This window comes from Streptomyces sp. NPDC043176, assembly GCF_056436715.1.
This window is the reverse complement of the sequence record NZ_JBWKCA010000004.1, coordinates 429,754-452,582: the sequence shown is the minus strand read 5'-3', so window position 1 is coordinate 452,582 and position 22,829 is coordinate 429,754. Positions and strand designations below refer to the sequence as shown.

Annotated in this window: 15 protein-coding genes and 4 pseudogenes; 8 read left to right on the top strand and 11 right to left on the bottom strand. The window is 71.8% G+C overall.

The window, feature by feature from the left end; genetic code table 11:
* Window positions 1-313: 313 nt before the first annotated feature.
* Window positions 314-1,507, bottom strand: a complete 1,194-nt coding sequence (locus tag AC067A_RS09185) for a hypothetical protein (protein WP_478616658.1) — start codon at window positions 1,505-1,507, stop codon at window positions 314-316.
* A 1,005-nt stretch (window positions 1,508-2,512) separates the two neighbouring features.
* Here AC067A_RS09185 and AC067A_RS09180 point away from each other — a divergent pair.
* On the top strand, window positions 2,513-3,391 hold the full coding sequence (locus AC067A_RS09180) for an SDR family oxidoreductase (protein WP_478616655.1): 879 nt from the start codon (window positions 2,513-2,515) through the stop codon (window positions 3,389-3,391).
* Between the two features lie 453 nt (window positions 3,392-3,844).
* Here the strand turns inward: AC067A_RS09180 and AC067A_RS09175 are convergent, their stop codons facing one another.
* Together AC067A_RS09175 and AC067A_RS09170 are read right to left on the bottom strand one after the other, a co-directional pair.
* On the bottom strand, window positions 3,845-4,552 hold the full coding sequence (locus AC067A_RS09175) for a DUF4397 domain-containing protein (RefSeq protein ID WP_478616652.1): 708 nt from the start codon (window positions 4,550-4,552) through the stop codon (window positions 3,845-3,847).
* Window positions 4,553-5,375: 823 nt separating this feature from the next.
* A pseudogene (locus tag AC067A_RS09170) lies at window positions 5,376-5,833 on the bottom strand (transposase); the annotation flags it as partial.
* Between the two features lie 43 nt (window positions 5,834-5,876).
* On the opposite strand from AC067A_RS09170, the pseudogene AC067A_RS09165 reads away from it, so the two are divergent.
* Window positions 5,877-6,681 (top strand): annotated as a pseudogene (locus AC067A_RS09165) (IS5 family transposase).
* Window positions 6,682-6,755: 74 nt separating this feature from the next.
* On the opposite strand, the gene AC067A_RS09160 reads toward AC067A_RS09165, so the two are convergent.
* The 4 genes and pseudogenes from AC067A_RS09160 to AC067A_RS09145 form a co-directional block, all read right to left on the bottom strand.
* The gene (locus AC067A_RS09160) at window positions 6,756-7,163 is read right to left on the bottom strand and encodes a hypothetical protein (protein ID WP_478616650.1); all 408 of its coding nucleotides are present in this window, start codon (window positions 7,161-7,163) and stop codon (window positions 6,756-6,758) included.
* Between the two features lie 230 nt (window positions 7,164-7,393).
* A pseudogene (locus AC067A_RS09155) lies at window positions 7,394-7,732 on the bottom strand (transposase); the annotation flags it as partial.
* A 63-nt stretch (window positions 7,733-7,795) separates the two neighbouring features.
* The gene (locus AC067A_RS09150; RefSeq protein ID WP_478616647.1) at window positions 7,796-8,389 is read right to left on the bottom strand and encodes a DinB family protein; all 594 of its coding nucleotides are present in this window, start codon (window positions 8,387-8,389) and stop codon (window positions 7,796-7,798) included.
* 178 nt (window positions 8,390-8,567) lie between these two features.
* Complete coding sequence (locus tag AC067A_RS09145) at window positions 8,568-8,978, bottom strand: hypothetical protein (protein WP_478616645.1); 411 nt, start codon at window positions 8,976-8,978, stop codon at window positions 8,568-8,570.
* A 1,368-nt stretch (window positions 8,979-10,346) separates the two neighbouring features.
* On the opposite strand from AC067A_RS09145, the gene AC067A_RS09140 reads away from it, so the two are divergent.
* From AC067A_RS09140 to AC067A_RS09125, 4 genes and pseudogenes are all read left to right on the top strand, one after another.
* Complete coding sequence (locus AC067A_RS09140) at window positions 10,347-10,985, top strand: hypothetical protein (protein ID WP_478616642.1); 639 nt, start codon at window positions 10,347-10,349, stop codon at window positions 10,983-10,985.
* A gap of 116 nt (window positions 10,986-11,101) precedes the next feature.
* Window positions 11,102-11,326 (top strand): ferredoxin, encoded by a 225-nt coding sequence (locus AC067A_RS09135; protein ID WP_478616720.1) that lies wholly within the window; start codon window positions 11,102-11,104, stop codon window positions 11,324-11,326.
* Window positions 11,316-12,707: pseudogene (locus AC067A_RS09130) on the top strand (NAD(P)/FAD-dependent oxidoreductase). The gene AC067A_RS09135 and the pseudogene AC067A_RS09130 overlap by 11 nt, the downstream one beginning before the upstream one ends.
* Window positions 12,708-12,731: 24 nt before the next feature.
* Window positions 12,732-13,967 (top strand): cytochrome P450, encoded by a 1,236-nt coding sequence (locus AC067A_RS09125; RefSeq protein ID WP_478616639.1) that lies wholly within the window; start codon window positions 12,732-12,734, stop codon window positions 13,965-13,967.
* An 82-nt stretch (window positions 13,968-14,049) separates the two neighbouring features.
* On the opposite strand, the gene AC067A_RS09120 is transcribed toward AC067A_RS09125, so the two are convergent.
* The 4 genes from AC067A_RS09120 to AC067A_RS09105 form a co-directional block, all read right to left on the bottom strand.
* Window positions 14,050-14,574, bottom strand: a complete 525-nt coding sequence (locus AC067A_RS09120; protein ID WP_478616637.1) for a hypothetical protein — start codon at window positions 14,572-14,574, stop codon at window positions 14,050-14,052.
* A gap of 502 nt (window positions 14,575-15,076) precedes the next feature.
* Window positions 15,077-17,677 carry a class III lanthionine synthetase LanKC gene (gene lanKC, locus AC067A_RS09115; protein ID WP_478616634.1) on the bottom strand — a complete coding sequence of 867 codons (2,601 nt, stop codon included), beginning with the start codon at window positions 17,675-17,677 and terminating at the stop codon, window positions 15,077-15,079.
* 323 nt (window positions 17,678-18,000) lie between these two features.
* A complete protein-coding gene (locus tag AC067A_RS09110) occupies window positions 18,001-19,569 on the bottom strand; it encodes a glycerol-3-phosphate dehydrogenase/oxidase (protein ID WP_478616631.1) in 1,569 nt (522 codons plus the stop codon).
* Window positions 19,566-20,165, bottom strand: a complete 600-nt coding sequence (locus AC067A_RS09105) for a TetR/AcrR family transcriptional regulator (protein WP_478616628.1) — start codon at window positions 20,163-20,165, stop codon at window positions 19,566-19,568. Before AC067A_RS09105 ends, AC067A_RS09110 begins: the two co-directional genes overlap by 4 nt.
* A gap of 74 nt (window positions 20,166-20,239) precedes the next feature.
* Here AC067A_RS09105 and AC067A_RS09100 point away from each other — a divergent pair, with 74 nt between their 5' ends.
* Both AC067A_RS09100 and AC067A_RS09095 read left to right on the top strand, forming a co-directional pair.
* On the top strand, window positions 20,240-21,835 hold the full coding sequence (locus AC067A_RS09100; protein ID WP_478616626.1) for an FAD-binding oxidoreductase: 1,596 nt from the start codon (window positions 20,240-20,242) through the stop codon (window positions 21,833-21,835).
* Window positions 21,836-21,897: 62 nt separating this feature from the next.
* Window positions 21,898-22,779, top strand: coding sequence for a diacylglycerol/lipid kinase family protein (locus AC067A_RS09095; RefSeq protein WP_478616623.1), 882 nt, complete (start codon window positions 21,898-21,900; stop codon window positions 22,777-22,779).
* Window positions 22,780-22,829 lie beyond the last annotated feature (50 nt).

Below are 22,829 nucleotides of genomic sequence, written 5' to 3'. Positions count from 1 at the left end.
CGCGGAATCCGAGAGAAAACCCGGTCTCCTCGGCGAAAACCGGGGAGACCGGGGAGACCGGGGAGACCGGGCGGCAGAGGCCATCAGCCCATCGGCCGACAGCCGGTGGAAAGCGGCCGGTGCCGGTGCCGGCACCGGCGGGCCGGGCAGTCCCGCGGGGCCGGGCAGTCCCGCGGGGCCGGGCAGTCCCGCGGGGCCGGGCAGTCCCGCGGGGCCGGCCGGCCCTGCCGGGCCGGGCAACCCTGGGGCACGGTCGACATCTGCCGGACATGCCGGGAGGACGGACCGCGACCGGTCCGTCCTCCCCTCCCTCTCACCGGCCGTGCGGGCGCTGCTGGACCTCCGCATCCGGCGCTGGGGGGTTCGGGCCCCGGAAGCGCGCGAATGTCTTCGCGAGGATCTTCCGTGGCGAGGGGTCCTCCTTGGTCGTCGAGAGCGATGCCGTGCGGGGTGCGCCGTCGCCGCTGGTCGCCTCGGCGAGGGCGGCGAGCGCCGACTCGGCGGCCTCCCGGTACAGGTCGCAGGACGTCGTCATGGCTTCGAGCGCTCTGGCGTACCTGGTGACCATGGCCTGCGCGTGGACCAGTTCCTCGTCGGGGGTGAGCAGGTGCCAGCCCTGACGCAGTCGGGTCAGGACCTGTTCGGCCTCGGCCGGCAGCGGCTGGGGGAGGGCGGCGAACTCCTTGATCTTGTCGAGCAGTTCGCGGGGTTCCGTACCGTCCAGGAAGACGTTGCGCGTCGTGAAGTGCTCCGCGTCGTAACCGGGGGCCTGCGGTGTCGGGGGCAGGATGACGGCGCCGCCGCGCGGGATCCCCACACCCAGCTCGCGCTTCATCACGAAGTCGGCGATCAGCGCCTGATCCGGCGTGGCCCGGTGCTCGACCACCCGGTGCCGCAGGCTCGGTGGCAGGAACGCCGTGATCGGCCGGCGTCCCAGGACGTCCGGCGTCATCGCCTCGTGCACGACGACATGGATGAACCAGCTCTGCCGGGTGCAGGCCCGCAGCAGGCGGCGCAACTCGTCGTCGTCCTTCGGCAGGCGGTTCGCCGTCCGCAGGCGCACGTCCGGCACCGTCTCGTGGTCCCATGCCACCTGGTCGGTGTCGGGCCAGAACATGGTGGCCGGCGAGGGCCAGCCCGCCTCCCACGCCCGCTCTGCCTCGGCCGCGAGGACCCAGGTGACGCCCTCGCTCTTCATACGGCGGGACTCGGGGTCGTACGTGGTCAGTTGCGCGCGTACCGTGACGCCGTCGGCCACGCGCCAACGGACCTCGAAGAGGCGGCGGGCGGACGGGCCGGGGTCGGCCGACTCGTCCCGGGGGTACAGGTCGGTGGAACGCGCCGCCTCGACGGGGTCGAGTTCCAGGAAGTCGTCGATCACCCGGGCCGCCTTGAGGGCGATCAGGTTGCGCCGGACGTCCAGCTCGGGCTCGGGCCCGAGGTGACGCCCACGCCCGAGCCAGGCGGTGTCGGGGACGGTGGTCGATGAAGTGCTGTTCTTGGCCATGGCACCGTTCGGATGGCGATCAGGGTGCGACCAGTATGGTCCGCGGGCCGCGCGGGAGAGTAGGTACCCCCGTCCGCGTCGTCATGGATCGCATGCCGGATCGCCGGGTACGCCGAGCGATCCGCAGGCGTCGGGGAACGTAGGCGTAGGACTCCGTACCCGGTTGACGTGCGGGCACGGCCGCCCCGTGGCGTAAGACGAGAGACGCGGTCCTGTTCGTGGGCGATCTCCTGGACGGTCACCTCGGTCACCTCGGTCACCTCGGTCGCCCCGGTCGCCGAGACCACGTTGAAGCGGGAGTCGACCTGCGAGGAGCTCGGTGGCGGCGAGGCCGGGCAAGGCGACAAAGGCGCCGACGCCCAGGACGGGTCCCCACCGGTCTCGGCGCCGCCCGTCACCTGGCCGGGGAAGCCCCCACGGCCCTGCGACCCGGCCACCCGAGCTCGTGAGCGAGGGGATGTCACCGCTGTTCTCTTCGGGAAGTTCCTCAAGAGCGCTGCATCGCCGGTTTGCCCCCCCCCAGGTGTACGGCGGAAGGGTGAACAGAGGGCTCTGGTGTGTGCAGCGCATCCAGCAGCGGGTTTCTCTCGAAATACCAGCAGAGGACCACAAGGCGGTATCCCACGAAAGATCCGCCCTCAGGTGCCCCGGCCGGGGCACCTGAGGGCGGGCAGACGGCAAGGGGAACGTTGTGAAGCTCAGGGACATGTTCGGGATGTACGGGCGGGCCTCCGGCACGCTGTCCGACGACAACCCCTACGGGCGGAGGCGACACCCACGCCTGGCTGCCCCGGAGCCGCTCGTGAGGCGCCGCGCCACCGGTGCGGGGCCCGCCCTTCCCGCCGCCGAACGCAACGCTCTGCCGACACTCCCCGGCGGCTTCGAACCTGGAGTCCGGCGGTGACCGCCCGCCGCCCCGGCCGATCACCGCAGGCGCGACGATGCTTCTCCCGCCCAGGGGGCGCCGCCGGGGAGTCGAGCCCCCTGAGCGGACGCACGGCGGTCGTGACCGGAGCCGCCCGGGGGCTGGGCGCCGGCCTCGCCCGCCTGCTCGCCGAGCGGGGAATGCGCGTGGCCCTGCTCGGCAGGGAGGCCGCCAGTCTCGAGGCCGTCGCGACCACCCTCCGTACCGAGAGCCACGTGGTCGAGGTCGACGTCACCGACGACTCCGGCATGCTTCGGGCCGCGAAGGACGTGACCGCGCGGTTCGGACCCCCGTCGGTCGTCATCGCCAACGCCGGCGTCGCCGAAGGAGGACCGTTCGCCACCTCCGACCCGGCCACCTGGCGTCATGTCATCGACGTCAACCTCGTCGGGAGCGCCGCCACCGCGCGCGCCTTCCTCCCCGGTCTGCGCGCCACCCGCGGCTACTTCCTCCAGATCGCCTCGACGGCGGCCTTCGGAGCCGCGCCCATGATGAGCGCCTACTGCGCCTCCAAGGCCGGAGCCGAGGCATTCGCCCGCTCCCTGCGTGCCGAGGTGGCGCACGAGGGCATCGCCGTGGGCGTGGCCTATCTGCACTGGACCGACACCGACATGATCCGCGACGTCGACCAGCACGCGGTCCTGCGGGAACTGCGCGGCCACATGCCCGCACCAGCCCGCCGGGTCTACCCGGTCGACACGGTCGCCGGCCGGATGGTCCGAGGCGTCGAACGCCGCTCCGCCTCCGTCTACGCACCGCCCTGGCTCAGGCTCGCCCAAGCGGGACGCCCGTTCTTCCCCCTGGCCGTCGACCTGATGTCACGGAGAGAGCTTCCCCGCCTCATCCGTGCGCACGCGTTCGAGCAGACCGGTCTGCTCGGCCCCGGCGGCAGGATCGAGGAGACGGAACTCGGCCGGTCCACCGGCGATCCCGCCGGAGGCCGATCCGGCCGGTCTTGAGTGCGCGCGTGACCACGGGCGACACGAGTCCTACAGGCAGCGTGACGACGAGGGTGGGCTGACCATTCCGCGCATCCGGTTCAGGCCTGTCCGTTCCGCGCATCCGGTTCAGGCCTGTCCGCAGATCCGGTCCGGGCCCGGAGTCACATCCGGTCCCGGCCCGGAGTGATCGGCAGGCGTGTCCAGAACGACGGCCTGGGCCGTCCATGCCTCCTGGTCCCCGGGGACGTGCTCCTGGTCCCCAGGGGACGCCGCGCCCTCTGGCCCCGGGAGACGGCGGCCACGTCCCTTACCGGCGGCAGTGATCCACGTTCTTTCCGATGGCAGTGATCGCGGCCGATCGCGGCCACCGTACTCAACCGTACTCAGGTGACCGCGACCGGAGGGACGCCGGAACGAGTGTGGTGAGCCGTCCGCGAAGCCTGGTCAGGGGTGGCGGCGGCCGGCCCGGTCTCACCCACCCGTGGGCGTGGACTGCACGCTGTTGATCGTTTGCGTCTTCAGCGCGAGGTTCTTGTCCGCTGCGCTGCCCCAGGCGTAGACGATCGTGTTGCTGCCTGAGGGCAGATCGAGAGCTGCGGGCCCGATGGCGACCGTGTTCGTCCCGGCGAGTACGACGTCGGCCGAGACGTTGCCGGCAGCCACCTCGCCCTTCTGCTCCTGGGGGTTCACCAGCCCCTTGAACACGGGGCTGCCGTTCGCCCGAACATCCACGGCGGGGGCGGCGGCGACGTGTCGTACGGTGACCCGCGCCTTGCCCTCGGGGACCTTGGACGTGTCATTGACGAACGCGTCCAGGGCGGGCTTGCCGTCGGCCGTCAGGTGAGCGACGAGGGTGGCGTTCGCCCCTGCGGGGACGTTCACCGACTTCTCGATCGCGGGCGTGCCGTCGGGCGCCTCACCGTCCTTGAAGATCTTGATGTCGTACTCTCCGGCCTTCAGCTTCAGCGGGTCGGTCAACATCCCCGGGGCGAAGTCCGGAAGCAGCTCCTTGTCGCCCGCGTACACGTCCACCGTCAGGCCGGGCACCGCGTGCAGCACCGAGACCGTCGCCTCGTCGCCCCCTTCCTGGCTCGCGGCCAGCACGGGAGCCCCGGCGGTCAGCGTCAGCACGGCGGCGGTGCACAGCGCAAGGGCGGCACCGGCGGAATGGTGAGTCATGGCAGGTCCTTTGTGGTCGTAAAATCCGCGAAGTCCGTATGGGAAGTTCTTCGGAACACAGACGCGCTTCGGTTTCACGGTCCTCGACTTTTTCGATTCAGCCCGGGTGCGCCGCCCGCAGGCGTCGCACATGCTCTTTCGACGTGCATCGCGCGATCAGTTCGTCTGTATGCGCAGATGCAGGCGAATTCGCGTACGCGGCGGTACTGGCGTTCCCGGATTCCGGGGCTCCGCGTGATGTCCCACAGAATCCGGCGGACGGCACGGCACGGTCGTGGCGCCAAGAATCACGGGACGCATGAAGTGAAGCTGTCCGACTCCAGCTGTCGGCTGTGCCCTTTCGTATCCAGAAGGCGACATCGCTGCTGGCCGAGTCCGCGAAGGGCAACAGGAGCGGCAAGTCTTGCCCTCCAAGGAGAGTGCTCAGTTCCTGGCGGTCCCGGTCCGAGAGTGCGGAATCGACTCTGTCCAGGAGATCCCCGTACGGCGATCCCGGGCCGGGAGGCGTACTGATGGACAGGTACTCGTCGATCTCTCCCCCGCCGTACGACTCCACGAACTCGCGGTAGTCCGAAGGGAGTTCCAACTGCGCCGCGGCGGCGATCGCTTCCCATTCCACCGCGTCCCCTCCGGAGGCAGGCGGCGGGAGTAGCTGACGCAGGCGGGCGACAGCAGGCTGAGGCGTATCGGAGTTCCTTCCTCGTCCCCGTGGCGCGCCACTCTCGGTGGCTGCCAAGAGAGGTCAAACACGGGCGCCGGTGCGACTGCCGGCTGCGGTCCGAAGTGCTTGAGCTCCGTTCGGCAGCGCACGCGGCTGACACAAGGATTTCACTCGTCGGTAGGTGATGAGGCAGCAGGCCGGCCTGAGGAAGGCTTCACGGATGTCGGCCCGACGTTCCCAGCGGATCCTCAGGTGTCGGAAACCGTGCACTCACGCGAAACTCCGCTCGGCCCCCACCGGTAGGTGCCCAGACCGGTGCCATGCCGCGTTCCACGGCGGCCAGTCGCCGGCACGATGCCGCGATCGCGGACCTGGTAACGCTAGACCTCGTGGTCATAGCCACGGTCGGCAAACACAGAGTCGGGCTTGCGGCGTGGACGGCCGCCACGTCTGCGGACAGGCGAGATGGCGTCGAGCGGGGGCAGCAGCTGGGTGACGTCATTGCGGTTGCCGCCGGTCAGCAGGACCGCGAGCGGGGTGCCGTGCCCGGCGGTGGTCAAGTGGTGCTTTGAGCCGTCCCGGCCGCGATCGACCCGCGACGGACCCGTTGGCTCGCCCTTTTAGAAGTCGTTTCTTTTGGCGATTCAGTTCGTTGTGCTGGGCATGACGAGTCTTGCCGAGCGGTTGGTGCCGGATGAGTTGTGGGAGTTGTTCCGCAGGGTGGTGCCTGAAACGGTGGTGGTGCGGCCGCAGGGAGGCGGTCGTCGGCGGGCGGGGGATCGTGAGTGTCTGGCCGCGATCGTGTTCGTAGCCACGTCGGGCTGTACGTGGCGGCAGGTGCCACCGTTGTTCGGGCCGGCCTGGCCGACGGTCTACCGGCGTTTCGCCCGTTGGAGCAAGGAGCGGGTCTGGGCCCGTCTCCACCGGGTCATCCTGGATGAGCTCGGCGCTCAGGGGGGCCTGGACTGGTCGCGTTTCGCCATCGACTCGGTGAGTGTCCGGGCCCTCAAAGGGAGCTTTTGACCGGACCGAACCCGACCGATCGTGGCAAGAACGGATCGAAGATTCATCTCGTCACCGACCGGTCCAGCCTTCCGGTCGCGGTTGCCATCTCCGCGGCCAACACCCATGACAGTCTCGCGCTGAAGCCGCTGGTCGCGTCGATACCGCCGATCCGCAGCCGCCGCCCCGCCGCGGACGGCCCGACAAGCTTCACGGCGACAAGGGCTATGACTACCCTCACCTGCGGCGATGGCTCCGCTCTCGCGGCATCACGCCACGGATCGCTCGTCGTGGCATTGAGGTCTCACAGCGGCTCGGACGCCACCGATGGGCCATTGAGCGGACCATGTCCTGGCTCGCCGGCTGCCGTCGGCTCCCCTGTCGCTACGAACGCAAGCCAGAACACTTCCTCGCCTTCACCGCCATCGCGACCAGCCTCATCAACTACCGCCGGCTCCCCAAGTGACGTTCTCGTCGATGTCGCTGACGGCCATGGCCAGGCCTGCCTTTCTGGACTGGCGCGAGCGATGGTCAGGGCTGTCAGCCGTGCCGTGCGGCGTGGGTGTGGAAGTCGAAGAAGCCCAGACCATCGATCTTGCACTCGGTGTCGATCTCGTCGAGCGTCCAGCAGTGGTCGGAGTAGTCGTCGATGGCGACGCCGCCGGCTTCGAGGACGTGTGACAAGAGGGCGCGGATTTCGGCGGTACCGTCGATGTGGCTGGAGATGCTGACCAGCAGGGCCCAGGTCGGGCGGTGGCCGAGCGTGGAGTCCAGCAGGCGTATGTCCTCGGGAGTCCAGCCGACGTACAGGTGATCGTCCTGCTCGTCCATGAAGTCGATGAAGAGCTTTTCGTCCGACCAGTACCCGTTCTTGCCGGGCATCAGCCGGTCGAGCCGTGCGGCTGTCGCGGTCGACTCTCCAGTGGGGAACACGTAGACACTGCGCATGGGCAGAGCGTAAATGGCAGCGCAGGCTGTGACCAGGAAGTTTCGGCCCAGTCATGGGCTGTCTTCGTCGGTGGTGGCAGTGCGAGCGGCGACTTCGCTGAATGACGGCTGCCGAGGTCCACCGTTGAGGTACGTCATCGCCGACTGTCGCCAGCTTCACCCCCGCTAAGGACGCAAGCCAGAAGACCCCCTCGTCTACCGATGACTCACCAAGTGAAACAACGTTTTAGAGCTCCGACATGGGAGGAGTCGACCACGCGGCGGGGCCAGTCCAGCCGCAGGGCCGCGTTCGGCTCGGCCGGAAGCACCTCGTGCAGGTGCTGCCACACGCCGGCCTCGTTCCAGTGCCGCGGTCTGCGCCGGCAGGTCATGCCCGAGCCGAAGCCCAGCTCCTGCGGCAGGTACTCCCACTGGACACCGGTGTGCAGCACGTACAGGATCCCGGACAGCGCCTGCCGGTCCGGCAGCGGCTTGCGGCCCGGGTACCGGAAGCGCTGCTCACGCTGGGGCAGTAGCGGTTCCAGGCGCTCCCACAGCTCATCCGTCACGGTCCACGGCAAGTTCCCCACGCCGGGAGCAATGCTCAACTTCCACTCAGGGCACTGCTGTCAGAGCCGATCCACCTCAGTGTGCTAGTCGTTGTAAGCCTTGATCGGGACGGCCGAACTGGCGGCCTGCTCGATTTTCGCGCAGTGGGCTGCGCGGGCTTCCTCGTCGATCCGCGTCTCGAGTTCGGGGCGCAATCCGGTCCGGCCGTCGAGGCCCTCGCGCAGGATGTCGGCGTGGCCGGTATGCCGGAGGGACTCGCCGAGGACGTGGACCATGATGGCGAACAGGTTCGTGTCGGCATGAGGTTCCGGCCACCACGGCACGTGGCCGGGGGCGTCGAGGGGTAGCTCGTTGATCGTCGCGTCCGAGTGCTCCCACGTGCGCCGGTAGAACCCGATGATCTGATCGCGGGTCTCGTCCTCGGTCGCCCACAGATCGCTGCCGTCGGAGTCCTGCCACCGGGGCAGCGGTTCGGGGGAAGGGCGGTCGAAGACCTCGCCGAAGTACCTGGCCTCGACGGTGGCCACGTGTTTGACCAGGCCGAGGAGGTTGGTCCCGGTCGCTGTCAAAGGGCGACGGGCGTCGTATTCGGACAAGCCGTCGAGTTTCCAGAGCAGCGCCTTGCGGTCCCGCCGCAGTCTTCCGTGCAGGTTGTCTTTCGCGAATTCATCGATCATGCGGCATGAGCCTGCCATGGGCTGCGCGTGGCCTCAAGATCGCGTACGCGGTCCGCAAGGACTGGCGGAACCGAGGCCTGACCGCACCCGCCGCCCTGGACAGTACGAGGAACCTGTTCTTGCCCAGGGCGGGGGGCCTTGGACAGGTCCAGCGGCCCGTGATCGGTCTGGAGGGGCGTCACACGAGGTTGATGGCCAGTTCGAAGTCGTCGCCGCCGTGCCAGCCTGAGGAGAGGACCGCGCTGGGGCGAGCTGTGTTCGACCAGCCGTAGAAGTGCTCCCAGGTCACCTTGTCGCCGTACCAGTGGTCGTAGTCCGTCCTCGCGTATGCCTGAACGGACTTGCCGTCCGTCTTGGTGTCCCAGAGCTGCAGGTCACCCTTGACCTGCTGCTTACCGCCCTCGGTCTTCTCGCACTCCCTGTACTTGGCGCGGCCTCCGGTAATGGTGATCGTCTTCCAGGCGGAGCAGGAGGCGGCCGCCCTGGCCGTCGGCCGCTCCGAGGGTGTCGCGGTGGCGGCAGGGGCGGTGATCGTGCCGGCCGCCAGGGCCAGGCCGGCGAGGGTGAAGGCAATGCGCTGTCGTGACATCCGGATGCATCCTCTGCGTCGCACGAGGGACGAGCCCGGTTCGGCGTAGCTCGTCCATTGACGCGCCCTACAGTGCCGGGCTTTACGGTCCACAACGTTCTAATTGGGGCAAACTCACTCTTTGGGGAATCGGTCGCCGCAAGGGCGCGGCGGAAGACCAGGCGATCGGGCAGTGCCCGCTGTTCCAGGTAGGTGCGGGTGGCGCCCATCGACGCGGCGAGCGTGTGAAAGGTGACGGCGCGCACGTCGTCCAGGAGCTCCTCCGGCATGTGGTGGCCCACGCGGCTGACTGCGGTGCCGGCGAACATGCGGAGCTGTTCGGCGGTCGGCGGCCGCTGAGAGGGGTCCGCAGGGGTGGGCCGAGAAGTGGTGAAGGCGTTCAGGCTGGGGTCGGTGTCGATGAGGGCGAGCGGGATGACCAGCTCGGGGCGTTGTTCGGCCAGGGAGGTGGCGGCGCCGCCGCCGGAGTGGCCGACGACCACGGTGTGTTCGACGCCGAGTGAGTCCAGGACCGCGCCGGCCCGGCGGGGCACCTGGCACGGGGCGATGCGGGATGTCGTGCGCGGTTCGGCCAGGTGGGGTGTGGAGCGCCCACAGCGGTCCAGCCGGGGGGCCGGGGTCTCGATGGCAGGGTTTCGTCTCCCCGGCGTGGAAGCAGTCCGGGTAGGCCCGCATCCGGCCGTGACGCCGGTGGACCCGGAGGCGGCCTGGGCCTGGCACCGAATCGTCAGCGCTGGTGGTCCGACCCGGTCGAAGGGCTTGCGCAGAGGTCGGGTCGAGCCGTACGCGGCTGTGGGCCCGGTTCCGGTCGCAGCTCGGCGTGCCGCCCAAGCGCGCCGTGAAACTGGTCCGCTTCGACCACGCTGTCCGTCGCCTGGTCGGGGGTGAGGGCGCGGCCCGGTCGCTGCCGACATGGGCTGCGCCGACCGGTCCTCCTTGCGCCGGGATGTCAAGGCATTCACCGGGGGACCCCCGCGACCGTGGCCGACGAGCGGTTTCTCGCCGTCGACGACATCCCAGGGCCCGGCCGCCGGACGTCTGCGCCCTGGCCGCTGAACCTCCACCCTTTGGCCGCTGAACCTCCGCGCCCCTTACGTATCCAGGGCTCCGGCGCGGTCGTCGCCGTGCGGGGGCCAGCGAAGAGCCCCACCCCGTCCCGCCTCGCCCTGCCCGCCCCGCCCCGCTCGCTCCGTCCCACTCCACCTCGCCCCACCCCGCCCCGCCCCACCTCGCCCTGCCCGCCGTCCCACCCCGCCCCGCCATGGCCTGTATGGCGCACCGAGCTCTTCCTCTCGGGTGATCCCAGTGGCGCGCGTCCCGTGATCGCGGGTGTCTGGACGAAGGAAGCGCAGCAGAAAGCGGGAGACGATGGAGCGGAAGCACGAGCGCCTCGCGACGCCCTGGGCCGCCGGGGTGGCGGGAGTGGTGTTCGCGATCCTGACGGTCACGGCGATCGTCCTGGTACGCGTCGCCATGCCGAGCGGCGTCACGGGGTCCGGGGTGACCGTGGACGCGGGGCAGCGGAGCGCGGTGCGGACGGCGCTGGAGCTGGTCCCTTTCGCGGGGATCGCGTTCCTGTGGTTCATGGGGGCGCTGCGGGAGCAGGGGGGCGAGCGTGAGGAGAGGTTCGTCTCCACGGTGTTCCTGGGGAGTGGTCTGGTCTTCGTCGCCACGCTGTTCGGTGCCGCAGCGGCGGCCTGGAGCGTGCTCGACGAGGGGGGACAGGGCTCCGCCTTCGGCCGCGATGTCGCCTACGCCCTGCTGACCACCTACGCCATGCGGATGGCGGCGGTGTTCGTCATCACGACCTCGACCATCGGCCGCCGTCTCGGTGTCCTGCCGCGCCCGCTCGTCGCTGTCGGCTATCTGGCCGGCCTGACACTGCTCGTGGTGGGAGCGAACGTGCCCTGGTCGGAGCTGGTCTTCCCGGCCTGGGTGCTGATCCTCAGCCTGAACAGCCTGCGGGGCCGGCGTTCCGCCGGGTCACGAGCCGCCGCCTCGAACTGACCGGGCCCGGCCCCGCCACTCACTCGAACGGTCCGTTCCCCGTCGCTGGGGTGCTGCCGGGCGACGAGAGTGGCGCAGGGGGCTCGACCGGGCCGTTGGAGAGGACCGATCCCGTGGTGAGCATTGCCGTCGATCTGAACCGCTGTCAGGGGTACGCGCAGTGCGCGTTCCTCGCTCCGGAGATCTTCACCATGCACGGCGACGAGGCGCTGCTGTACGACCCGGACGCCGACGAGGCGCAGCGCGAGAAGCTGGCGCAGGCTGCCGCCGCCTGCCCCGTACAGGCCATCGTCGTCGACGCCCTGGACGAGCCGGCGGAGGCGGTGCCCGGTGCTGGGTGACGGAGCCTTGGAGCAGCTCAAACGCGAGGGTCGCATCGTCGTCGTCGGCGCCTCGCTGGCGGGCCTGCGGGCTGCCGAGACCCTGCGGGCCAAGGGCTTCGCGGGGTCGCTGACCATGATCGGCGACGAGCCCTGTGAGCCGTACGACCGGCCCCCGCTGTCCAAGGGGGTGCTGCTGGGCAGGGCGCGCGCCGACCGGACCGCGCTGCCCCGGCTCCGGTCCGTCGACGCGACCTGGCGGCTCGGCGTTCCCGCGACCGGCCTGGACATGGCCGCGAGGAGGGTGCGGCTGGCCGACGGCGACGAGGTGCCGTACGACCGGCTGCTGATCGCCACCGGTGTCCGGGCGCGGCCGTAGCCGCGCGAGGAGGAGGCGGAGCTCGACGGCGTCTTCGTGCTGCGGACCCGCGACGACGGCGCCGCGCTCGCCCGGCGGCTCGACGAGGGACCCCGGCGGGTCCTCGTCATCGGGGGAGGGTTCGCCGGCTCGGAGGTCGCCTCCGCCTGCCGCGAACGCGGCCTCCCCGTCACCGTCGCCGAACGAGGCGCCGCGCCCCTGGTCGGGGCACTGGGAGGGGTGGTCGCGGCGGTGGCCGCCGACCTCCAGCGCGAGCACGGTGTGGACCTGCGGTGCGGGGTCATGGTGACCGCCCTGGAGGGCGACGCCTCGGGACGGGTGCGCGCCGCGCATCTGTCCGACGGCTCCACCGTGGAGACCGACGTGGTGGTCGTCTCGCTCGGCGCCCTCCGCAACACCGAATGGCTCAGCGGTTCCGGGCTCGGGGCCGGACCCCGTGGCATCGCCTGCGATGCCGGCTGCCGGGCCTTCGACATCCGCGGGATCGTCACCGACGACATCTACGCGGCGGGCGACGTCGCCCGCTGCCCGCACCCCCTGTTCGGTTACCAGTTCCTGTCGCTGGAGCACTGGGGGAACGCCGTCGCCCAGGCCGGGATCGCGGCGCACAACATGCTGAGCGAGAGCGTCGACCGCCTGCCGCACATGGACGTGCCGGCCTTCTGGTCCTCCCAGTTCGGCGTCAACGTCAAGTCGGTCGGAGTACCGTCGATGGCGACGGAGATCCTGATCTCGCAGGGCTCACTGGCCAGCCGCCGGTTCGTCGGCGTGTACGGATACCAGGGGCGCGTCATCGGTGCCGTCTCCTTCGACCACGGCCGGTGGCTGCCGTTCTACCAGGAACTCATCGAGAGCACCGCTCCGTTCCCGCCGCAGTTCCCCACGGTCGACCGGCACGCGGACGGACAACGGCCGATGGACGCGGACTTCCCCGACCCGTCGGTCCCCAGCCACGGCCCCACCGTGACCCTCAGCGGATACTCGCCGGCCGACCGCCGGATGACGTTCACCCCCGCGCACTGACCCGTACGGCCGCAAGGACCTGCCATGACGCACACCCTGCTCCACCAGATCCTGGACTACGCCAACCGGGCCGACCCGTACCCGATCTACGAAGAGCTGCGGAGGACACCGGTCCACCACGAGGCCGACGGGCCGTACGTGATCAGCACCTACTACGAGATCCGCAGCCTTCTGCACGATCCCCGGATCAGCTCCGACGCCCGCAACCTGGCGTCCGGCAGCGGTGACCCGCCGGCGGAGCCGGCCTCCGAGGAGAGCGCCCTGCCGCCGGGGTTCCTACGGCTCGACCCGCCGGAACACGACCGGATGCGGCGCATGACGAACCGGCACTTCGGCCCGCCGCACTCCCCCCACCGGGTCGACGGCATGCGCCCGGAGCTCCACGACATCGTCGCCGGCCTCATCGACGGCCTCGGCGACCCGGGCCGTATCGACCTGGTCGAGGAGTTCTCCTACCCGTTCCCGGTGACGGTGATCTGCAGGCTGCTCGGAGTCCCGCGCGAGGACGAGGCACGCTTCCACACCTGGGCGGACACCCTCGCCGCCAGTCTGGACCCCGACCCGGACGCCGATCCCGCCGAGCGGGGCAAGGGCGCGGCCGAGGCCCGGATGCAGCTCGGCATGTACCTGGCCGGTCTGATCGAGGAGCGCCGCAGGAACCCCGGGGACGACATGCTCTCCCAACTGGCCGCCACGAGGAGCGAGGACGGCCGGATGACCACCATGGAACTGCTCAGCACGGCCGCGCTGCTGCTGATCGCGGGGCACGAGACCACGGTCAACCTCATCACCAACGGCATGCTGACCCTGCTGCGCAACCCCGACGTGCTTCAGCGCCTGCGCGCCGAACCGCGTCTGGCCGTGCCCCTCGTCGAGGAACTGCTCCGTTTCGAGCCGCCGGTGCAGCTGCTGCCACAGCGCACCACACTCGCCGACATCGAGGTCCGCGGCGTCACCATCCCCAAGGGCTCCACCCTCTGGCTGGTCCTGGCCTCCGGCAACCGCGACCCCCGGCGCTTCGAGAACCCGGACCGCTTCGACCCGGACCGCCCGGACATCCAGCACCTCGGCCTGGGCAGCGGCATCCACAGCTGCTTCGGCGCACCCCTCGCCCGGCTGGAGGCCCAACTCGCCCTGTCGGAGCTGGCCCGGAGGCTGGAGAACCCGCGCCTCCTGGAGGACCCGCCCCCCTACCGTCAGAACGCCGTACTGCGCGGGCCGCGCCATCTGCGGATCGCCTGCGACGGCATCCGACCTTAGTGCGACGTCCCACCTCTGCCTCGACCGGTTTCCGGCCGGCCGAGGCAGACGGGAGAGAGCGCACGGAGCCGAGTGTCAGCTCTCAATCCTCATGCGACACACCGAGGTCGTGGCGCATGGCGGTCCTCATGGCGCGGAGCATCTCCCAGACCTCGTACTGGGCCCGGGCCGCGGTCTCCGTCGTTTCGCCCGGTTCGGGAGCACCGCGTTCGAGGCGCTTGACCTGGCCGTAGACCTTGTTGAGGGCTTGATTGACGACACTCGCTCGCACGAGTACTTCTTCGGGGGCGATCATCTGTGCCTCGGAGTATCGATCGCGGTGCGCGTTCTTCGCCTCCTCGAGTGCGCCGCTGTCGGCCTCCTCCACGCCGCGTTCCCTCATGACGTGGAGGTGGCGGTTGAGTGCGGTGGTGAACTGCCGGGCATCCCGGTTGAGTTCCACATAGCAGGTGCGTCGCAGCGAACGGTTCTCGCGGACCTCCTCATGGTCCCGAACGAGCTCTATCTCCCGGCGCTTCGCCCGTTCGGAGCCGCGCTGGGTGAGGAGCGCCCCACCCAGGGTTCCTGCGACGCCTGCGACAGCGATGACGACTGAGCTGAGATCCACTGGTGTACCCCGTGTACTTCTTCGGCCTCGTGCCCGCTGCACACGGCCCGGGCCGTCAAGTCTGCCGCCCCTCGGCGCACCGAGGGGCGGCAGTACGCCTCGCCGGTGGCAAGGACTCTGCCCCCCTCATGACGGACTGCCGGGTGGCGGTCCTCGAACCCGGCGGTCGCCCGGGGACGGCCCTGCGGGACTTTCCGGACAGGCCCGGGGTCTGTCGGGCGGGTGGACACAACGGGCCGGACCGGTGGCAGGACCACCGGTTCCGGCCCTCGCGGGTGCCTGCTCGTCACATGGGCTCGGGGAAGATGTCGCTGATGCTCCAGGCGACGCTGAAGCAGGGGACGAGGGCGTCGGCCTCCTGCTCGGTGTCCAGGGTCTGGAGCGCGAGGATCTGGCTCATGGATGATCTCCTCTTTCTGTCGGGGTCGTATCGGTCGGTCACTGCGTCCCTCGGCACGGAGTGCGTGCCGCCGAGCCGAGGGGGTCGTGGGGGCCCGTGACGTCAGACGGCTGCCGGGAGCCGGGTACGTGTGGGGTGGGGCTCCGTCAGGAGCGGGCCGGCCAGCAGGCGGTGCAGGGTCAGCAGGACACCGGCCCCGCCACTGGACAGGTCGGCGGTGAACCGCTGCGAACCCGCTCCGAGGAAGCGGACACCGCGCCGGTACGGGACGGCGTACTTCAGCAGGCCGGTGGCGGCGCGCACGGCGTCCCCGCGGGCGGCGTCCGTGCCGGTGAGCTCGGCGTGCTCGGTCAGGAACCAGGTCAGTCCGGCCAGCCCCCGGTACAGACCCGCCTCCTTCGTGGCGCAGGAGACCCGGATGCCGGCGACCAGCCGCGGAAGTGCCGCGGCGCAGCGGTCGTCAGGCGCGGTGGCCGCGTAGCGGGTGAGCGCCGTCGCGAGACCGGCCGCGCCCGTGGCCAGGTACGGCATGGCGCGGGTGAGCCGCGCGTTGTCGGAGAGGGACAGGGCGCCGTCGTCCAGTGGAAAGGTCCTGTCCAGTTCCTGGTGGAGCAGCAACCGGCCCGCCTCCAGGAAGCGGGCCTCGCCGGTGTCGCGGGCCAGGCGGTGGAGGAAGAGGGCGAGCCCCGAGCGGCCGTGCAGCAGGCCGCGGGCGTCGTGCTCGCCGAGGGTGGCCGGCAGGTCGGGGGTGCGCAGCAGGCCTTCCCCCGCCGCGGCGGCCCGCTCCAGGTGGCTGCTCTCCCCGGTCAGCCGGTGCAGGGCGAGCCAGCCCAGGCCGACCCCGGCCCGGCCGCCGCCCAGGGTGCCGCAGGAGGCGGTGAGCGGGTGGCGGTCGGCGTCCCGGAGCAGGGAGACGGCCTCGTCCAGCCGGCCGAGGCCGGCCAGCACCCGGGCGATGCCGGCGGAGCCGACGAGCAGTCCGGGGGGCAGCGCGTCGCGCAGCGCCAGCGTGTCGCGGCGCAGCCGTTCGCCGATCTCCTCCGGCACCTCGGCTCCGGCGCGGTGCAGGGCGTGCACCACCCCGGCCGTGCCGTAGGCCAGGCAGACGTTGTTGGTCCGGAACGCCTCGGGCGAGGGCGGGAAGGCCCAGTCCGGCCGGTCGGCGTCGGCCGTCTCCAGCAGCCCCGCGGCCACCTCCTCGGCCAGCCGGGTGAGGCAGCCGCGGGGATCGGTGTCCAGCTCGACGGGGGAGGGCGGCCGGTCGGGGCCGTCCTGGCCCCGCGCCCGGTCCCCGGTCAGGTGGAAGGCGGTCGCCCGCTGCCAGAGGTCCTGCGGCGGAGCCACGTCCGCCAGGTCGCGGCGCAGCAGTGCGAGGTTGGCGGGCGCGTGCTCGGCGACCTCGTTGAACGGCGCCAGGAAGGCGAGTGCGACCGCCGACGTGCCGTACCGGTCCTGCAGCAGCGGATCGGTGTCGGCCCGGCGCAGGCCGGGCGGCGGCGTGAACCCCGGAGTGCCCATCCCGGACGGGGCCGCGGACAGCGCCGAGGCCGCCTCGAAGTCCACAAGACGGACCCCGCCCGACGGCGTGACCAGGACATTGCCCAGGCTGAGGTCACCGAACCGGTAGCCGGCGGCGTGCAGCCGCTCGAGCGAGGCGTCCAGCGCGGCGAGGAGCCGCCGGCACGTTTCGTGGTACGCGGCGACGGACTCGGCCGTGCGGTCGGCGCGGGCCAGCGGGGAGGACCGGCTCAGCCAGCCCACCAGCGGCTGTCCCGCGACGTACTCGGTGACGAGGAAGTCGTGCTCCCACTCCGTGAAGTGCTCCAGCGGTTCCGGGCCCACCCCGGGGGCGGCCGCGTGCAGTTCGCGCAGCACGTCGTACTCGTGCCGCAGCCGCTGCCGCGCGTCGGTCCCGTCGAAGACCAGACCGTTGTGGGCGCGGGCCTCCTTGAGGAAGACGGTGCGGCCGGTCCGCCGGTCGCGGGCCTGGTAGGCGCCGCCCGCGTTGCTCAGGCGCACCGCGCGGGTCACCTCGTAGTCGCGGATCAGGATCGGGCCCGCGTGCGGCTCCTCCTCCTGCTCGACGAAGGGGTCCGTGATCCCCGCGGGCAAGTGGAAGGCGGGCAGCCGCGAGTCCACGACCTCGTGGCCGAGGCCGTCGCGGATCGTCCCCTCCCGGGTGCCGTCGGCCCGGAGCCGGCTGCGCGCGCCGTCGAAGGAGCCGTAGCGGTAGTGGACCGTCCGCGAGTCGCGAAAGCGCCGGTCGGTGAGGACGTACGGCCCCTCCTCCCCGTCGAGTGCGTCGCGCAGGCGTTCGAGGAGCCGGCGGGTGGTCGCCGTGTCCGGTGGGTAGACGGCGCAGAACTTGCCCGCCTGGGCCCGCACGGCGTGCTTGTGATGGAGGAACAGGAAGAACAGCCGGGCGCTCAGGTGCTTGAACGGCACCCCTTCGGAGAAGCAGATCCCGGCGACCGTGTCGAGCACGTGCTGCGCCCGGTCCAGCCGCGCCGACACGTGGATCTTCCAGCCCTGCTCGGCGAGCCCGGCCCGCGGACCGCCCCACACCGTCCAGATGCCCTGGGCGGAGCCGCGTGTGCCCGGTGGCACCTCGCCGGGAGCGAAGCGCGGTCCGGGGTCGGCCACGCCGGCCAGCGGCAGGTAGTACTCCCGGTCCGCGAGCGCCTCGCCGAAGCCTTCGAGCACGGGATCTCCTCACAGGGTGGTGGTGGGCCGCCCCCACGGTCTCGCGCGCCGCACGCCAGGACCGGCAGGTGGGGAGGCGGTTCGGGCGGCGGTACGCGACCGGTACCGGTCTCCGGCACCTCCGGGGCAGCCCACAGGACCTGGCGGACGGCCACACGTCCGCCTCCGACGGGTCGGGTCCTCCGCTCCTGGTGGCGTCTTCTGCCGCCGGTCCCCGCCGGCCGCCCTCCGCGCCTCCGCCCGGAGCGGGCCGACGCGACCCCACCCGCCGGAACGGCGGCGGCGCCCCTGCCCGGATGCCGGGGGAGGGGCGCCGTGTTCGTTCACCGTGCCGGGGCCGTACGGGCGAGGGCGTCCCGAGCCGCTTCTTCGGCGATGGCGCGGTCCTCGGGGACCACGCCGATGCGGGTGCGGCGGTCGAGGAGGTCGGAGGTGTCGAGGGCGCCCTCGTGGCGGACCGCCCACACCAGTTCGGCGCCCGTGACGGGATGGCCGGGTACGACGGGCTCGGCCAGGGCGGGGTCTTCGAGCCCGAGGGCGTGGACGGCCGGGGCCTCGGAGCCGTAGCGCTGTACGAGGCGGGGCGGCACGTCGAGACCGGCGAGGGTCTGCGGGCGCGCCGCGCCGACGAGGGGGACGGACGCGGTGCGGCACGCGCCGGCGGCCAGGCCGCGGACGGCGACGGCCGCGTCGACGGCGTCCTGGGCCATGCGGCGGTAGGTGGTCAGCTTGCCGCCGACGACGGTGACGATGCCGTCGGGCGAGGTGAGCACGGCGTGCTTGCGGGAGATGTCGGCGGTGCGGCCCTCCGAGTCCCGGGTGTCGAGCAGGGGCCGCAGCCCGGCGAAGGCCCCGACCACGTCGGAGCGGCGGACGGTGACGTCGAGGGCGGAGCCGAGAACGTCGAGGAGGAAGCCGATGTCGGTCTCTGGGACCTCCGGCACGTCGGGGACGTCGCCGTCGACGGGCTCGTCGGTGAGGCCGACGTACACGCGCCCGTCGCCCTGGGGCAGGACCAGGACGAAGCGGTTCGTCTCGCCGGGGATCGGGATGTGCAGTCCGGCGGAGAGCCGGCCGAGGGTCTCCGACCGCAGGACGAGATGGGTGCCGCGCGAGGGCCGGAGGCGTACGTCGTCGATGAGGCCGCCCGCCCATACTCCGGCCGCGTTGACGACGGTGCGGGCACGGACGCGCAGCTCCTGGCCGGTGGTCTCGTCGCGCACCAGCGCGCCGTCGCCGTGGAGTTCGAGGGCCCGGGCGCGGGTGAGGACGCGGGCACCGTAGGCGGCCGCGGTGCGGGCGATCGCGGTCACCAGGCGCGCGTCGTCGGAGAGCCGTCCGTCCCAGGAGAGCAGCCCGCCGCGCAGGCCGACGGGGCGCAGGGCCGGCGCGAGGTGGCGGGTCTCGACGGCGGACAGCGTGCGCGGCTGCGGCAGCGTGCGGCGCGAGGTGCGGGCGCCGACGCGCAGCAGGTCGCCCGCGACGAATCCGGCGCGGGCGAGGGCGGCCTGGCCGCGGCTGACGAGCGGGGTGAGGGGGAGCACGAAGGGCTGGGCGCGGACGAGGTGGGGGGCGGTGCGCTCCATGAGGATGCCGCGCTCGACGGCGCTCTCGTGGGCGACGTCGAGCTGCCCGGACGCGAGGTAGCGCAGTCCGCCGTGGATCAGCTTGGAGCTCCAGCGGGAGGTGCCGAACGCGAGGTCGTGGGCGTCGATCGCGGCGACGCTGAGTCCGCGGGTGGCGGCGTCGAGCGCGGCTCCGGCTCCGGTGGCGCCGAGCCCGACGACGAGCACGTCGACGACGTCGCCGTCGGCGAGCCGGTCCAGTTCGCGCCGGCGCCGCTCGGCGTCGAGCGAGGAGCCGGGCAGGGCGGTGCTGCTCGTGGGGTTCATGGGGCGAGGGTCCTCTCCAGCAGGGTGCGCAGCTCTTCGAGGAAGGCGGCTTCGCTCAGTTCGGGATCGTTCTCGTCGGCCATGGTGCGCAGCGAGAGCGTGAAGGACTGGACGACGAGCAGCAGGGACCGGGCTTGCAGCTCGGGGTGGACGCGCCGTACGGAACCGTCCTCGTGCCCTTCGTCCAGCGCGGTGAGCAGGAGTCCGAGGAGGGCGTCCTGGCTGGCGCCCCGCCGGTCGAGGACGTACGGCAACAGCAGCTCGGGGTCGACGTCGAGGATCTTCCGGAACAGCGGGTGCGACCGGAACGCGGCGACTCCCGCCACCAACCCCTCGACGATCCGCTCCCGTTCGGGCCGGTCGTCGTCGACGGGCGGCATGGCGTCGGCGGCGACGGCGATCCATTCACGGGTCATCAGGTCGCCGACGAGCGTCCGCACGTCGGGCCAGCGCCGGTACAGCGTCATCCGGGACACGCCGGCCCGCCGGGCGACGTCGGTGAGGGTGGTTCGCCGTACGCCGACGGCGAGCACGCAGTCGCGTGCCGCGTCGAGGACGGGATCTGCGTCCGCATGGTTGTGACGAATGGGCGTCATCTGTCACAGTGTAATGCCAGTGCGGGCCGAGCGGCAGCGCCGTCCGTGAAACAGACCGTGAGGAACCTCTCGAAGTGGACATGTTGTGGAGCGGCTGGGGCGACCCGGCCAAGGCGGCGCCCCTGCCCGAATCGGTGACCGGCCTCCTGCGGGACCTGCTCGGCGTCACACCGCGCGAGAGCGGCCCGTCCACCCTCGCCGACATCGACGTGCCCGCCCCGGCACTCACCGACGAGGCGACGGAAGCGCTGCGCGCCGCCGTCGCCGCGCCCGACGGCCTGCGGGACGACGCCGAGAGCCGCATCCGGCACACCCGGGGCAAGTCGACCCCCGACCTCCTGCGCATCCGCGCCGGCGAGGTCGACGACATCCCCGCCGCCGTCGTGCTTCCCGGCAGCCACGACGAGGTCCTCGCCGTCCTGCGGGCCTGCGCGGAGCACGGCCTGTCCGCCGTCCCGTTCGGCGGCGGCACCTCCGTCGTCGGCGGCCTCGCGCCCACCACGAAGCGGCCCTTCGTCGCCCTCGACCTGCGGCGCCTCGACCGGCTGCTCGCCATCGACGAGGTGTCGCGCACCGCCACCCTGCACCCCGGCCTGCGCGGCCCGCAGTGCGAGGCCCTGCTCAACGAGCGGGGCTGGACGCTCGGCCACTTCCCGCAGTCCTTCGAATGGGCGTCCATCGGCGGATTCGCCGCGGCCCGCTCCAGCGGCCAGGCCTCGGCCGGCTACGGCCGCTTCGACGAGATGGTCCTCGGCCTGAAGGTCGCCACCCCCGAGGGCACCCTGTGGACCGGTCGCGCTCCGCGCTCCGCCGCCGGTCCCGACCTGCGCCAGCTCCTCCTCGGCTCCGAAGGCGCCCTCGGCGTGATCACGTCGGTGACCGTACGCATCCGCCCGCTGCCGCAGAAGCGGATCTACGAGGGCTGGCGCTTCGCCTCCTTCGAGGCCGGCGCGGACGCACTGCGCCGGCTCGCCCAGGACGGCCCGCGGCCCACGGTGCTGCGGCTGTCGGACGAGTCCGAGACCTTCATCGGACTGGCGCAGCCGGACGCCATCGGCACCACCGAACTCCCGCAGAACCCCGGTTGCATGGCCATCGTCGGCTTCGAGGGCACCGAGGCCGACACGGCCGCCCGCCGGGCCGCCGCCCGTGAGGTCCTCCTCGCCTGCGACGGCGAGTTCCTCGGCGAGGAGGCCGGCGACAAGTGGCAGCACGGCCGGTACAACGCCCCCTACCTGCGCGACGCGCTGCTCGACGCAGGCGCGTTCGCCGAGACGCTGGAGACGGCCGCCTTCTGGTCCGCGATCCCCGGCCTGTACACGGCGGTACGCGACGCGCTGACCCACGCCCTCACCGACGCCGGCACCCCGCCGCTCGTCATGTGCCACATCTCGCACACGTACGAGAACGGCGCCTCGCTGTACTTCACCGTCGTCTCCGCACAGGGTGAGGACGCCGTCGCGCACTGGGCGCCGGTGAAGCGGGCGGCGAACGATGCGATCCTGGCGGCGGGCGGCACCATCAGCCACCACCACGGCGTCGGCACCGACCACCGTGACTGGTACGCCCGCGAGATCGGTCCCCTCGGCATCCGCATGCTCCAGGCCGTCAAAGCCGAGATCGATCCGTCCGGCGTCCTCAGCCCCGGGGTCCTGATCCCCACCCGCTGAACCCCCTCGTCCCGAACCCCTTCCTCCTGAATTCCTTCTTCTGCCGCCCGGAGGCCAGATCCATGCGACAGTTCACCGCCGTCGTCAACCCCACCGCAGGGGGTTCCAGCGGCACGGCGAGCCTGCTCCCGCTGGCCCGGCTGCTGCGGGAGGCGGGCGCGCGGCTCGACACCGTCTACAGCCGCAGCCTGGAGCACGCGCAGGAGCTCGCCCGGGAGGCCGGAGCGAAGGGGCACGTCGTGCTCGCCGTCGGCGGTGACGGCATGGCCGGCACCGTCGGCGGCGCGCTCAGCGGCACGGACACGGTCTTCGGCCTGGTCCCCGCGGGCCGCGGCAACGACTTCGCCCGAGCCCTGGGACTTCCCACCGACGCCCCGGGCCTCGCCAAGGTGCTGCTCGACGGCGAACCGCGGGCCGTCGACACCATCGAGGTGGTCTCCGCCAAGCACCGGGGGACCCACGTCCTCGGCAGCGTGTACGCGGGTGTCGACGCGGTGGCCAACCGCCACGCCAACGCCTCCCGCCTGCTGCGCGGCGCGGCCTCCTACTACGCCGGCGGCCTCCGGGCGGTCCTCGCCTGGAAGCCGGCCGCGTACCGCATCACGATCGACGGAATCCGGCACGAGCGCACCGGCTACACCGTGGTCGCGGCCAACTCCGGCTTCTACGGCTTCGGGAGGAACATCGCACCGGGCGCACGCGTCGACGACGGCCTCCTCGACGTCGTGGTGATCAAGGAGGCGCCCAAGCGTCTCTTCTTCGCCATGATGAACGAACTGAAGACGGGCGCGCACGTGAACCGTCCCCAGATCGAGATCCTGCGCGGCAAGCAGGTCCGCATAGAAGCCGACCGGCCCCTCCCGTACGGCGCGGACGGCGAGGTCGACGCGACCCTGCCGGTGACCCTCACGGTGCGGCCCGCGGCCCTCCGCGTACTGGTCTGACCCCGGCTCGGAATCGCCCCTGACCAGCGCGGACGCCCGATGTCAGGGGC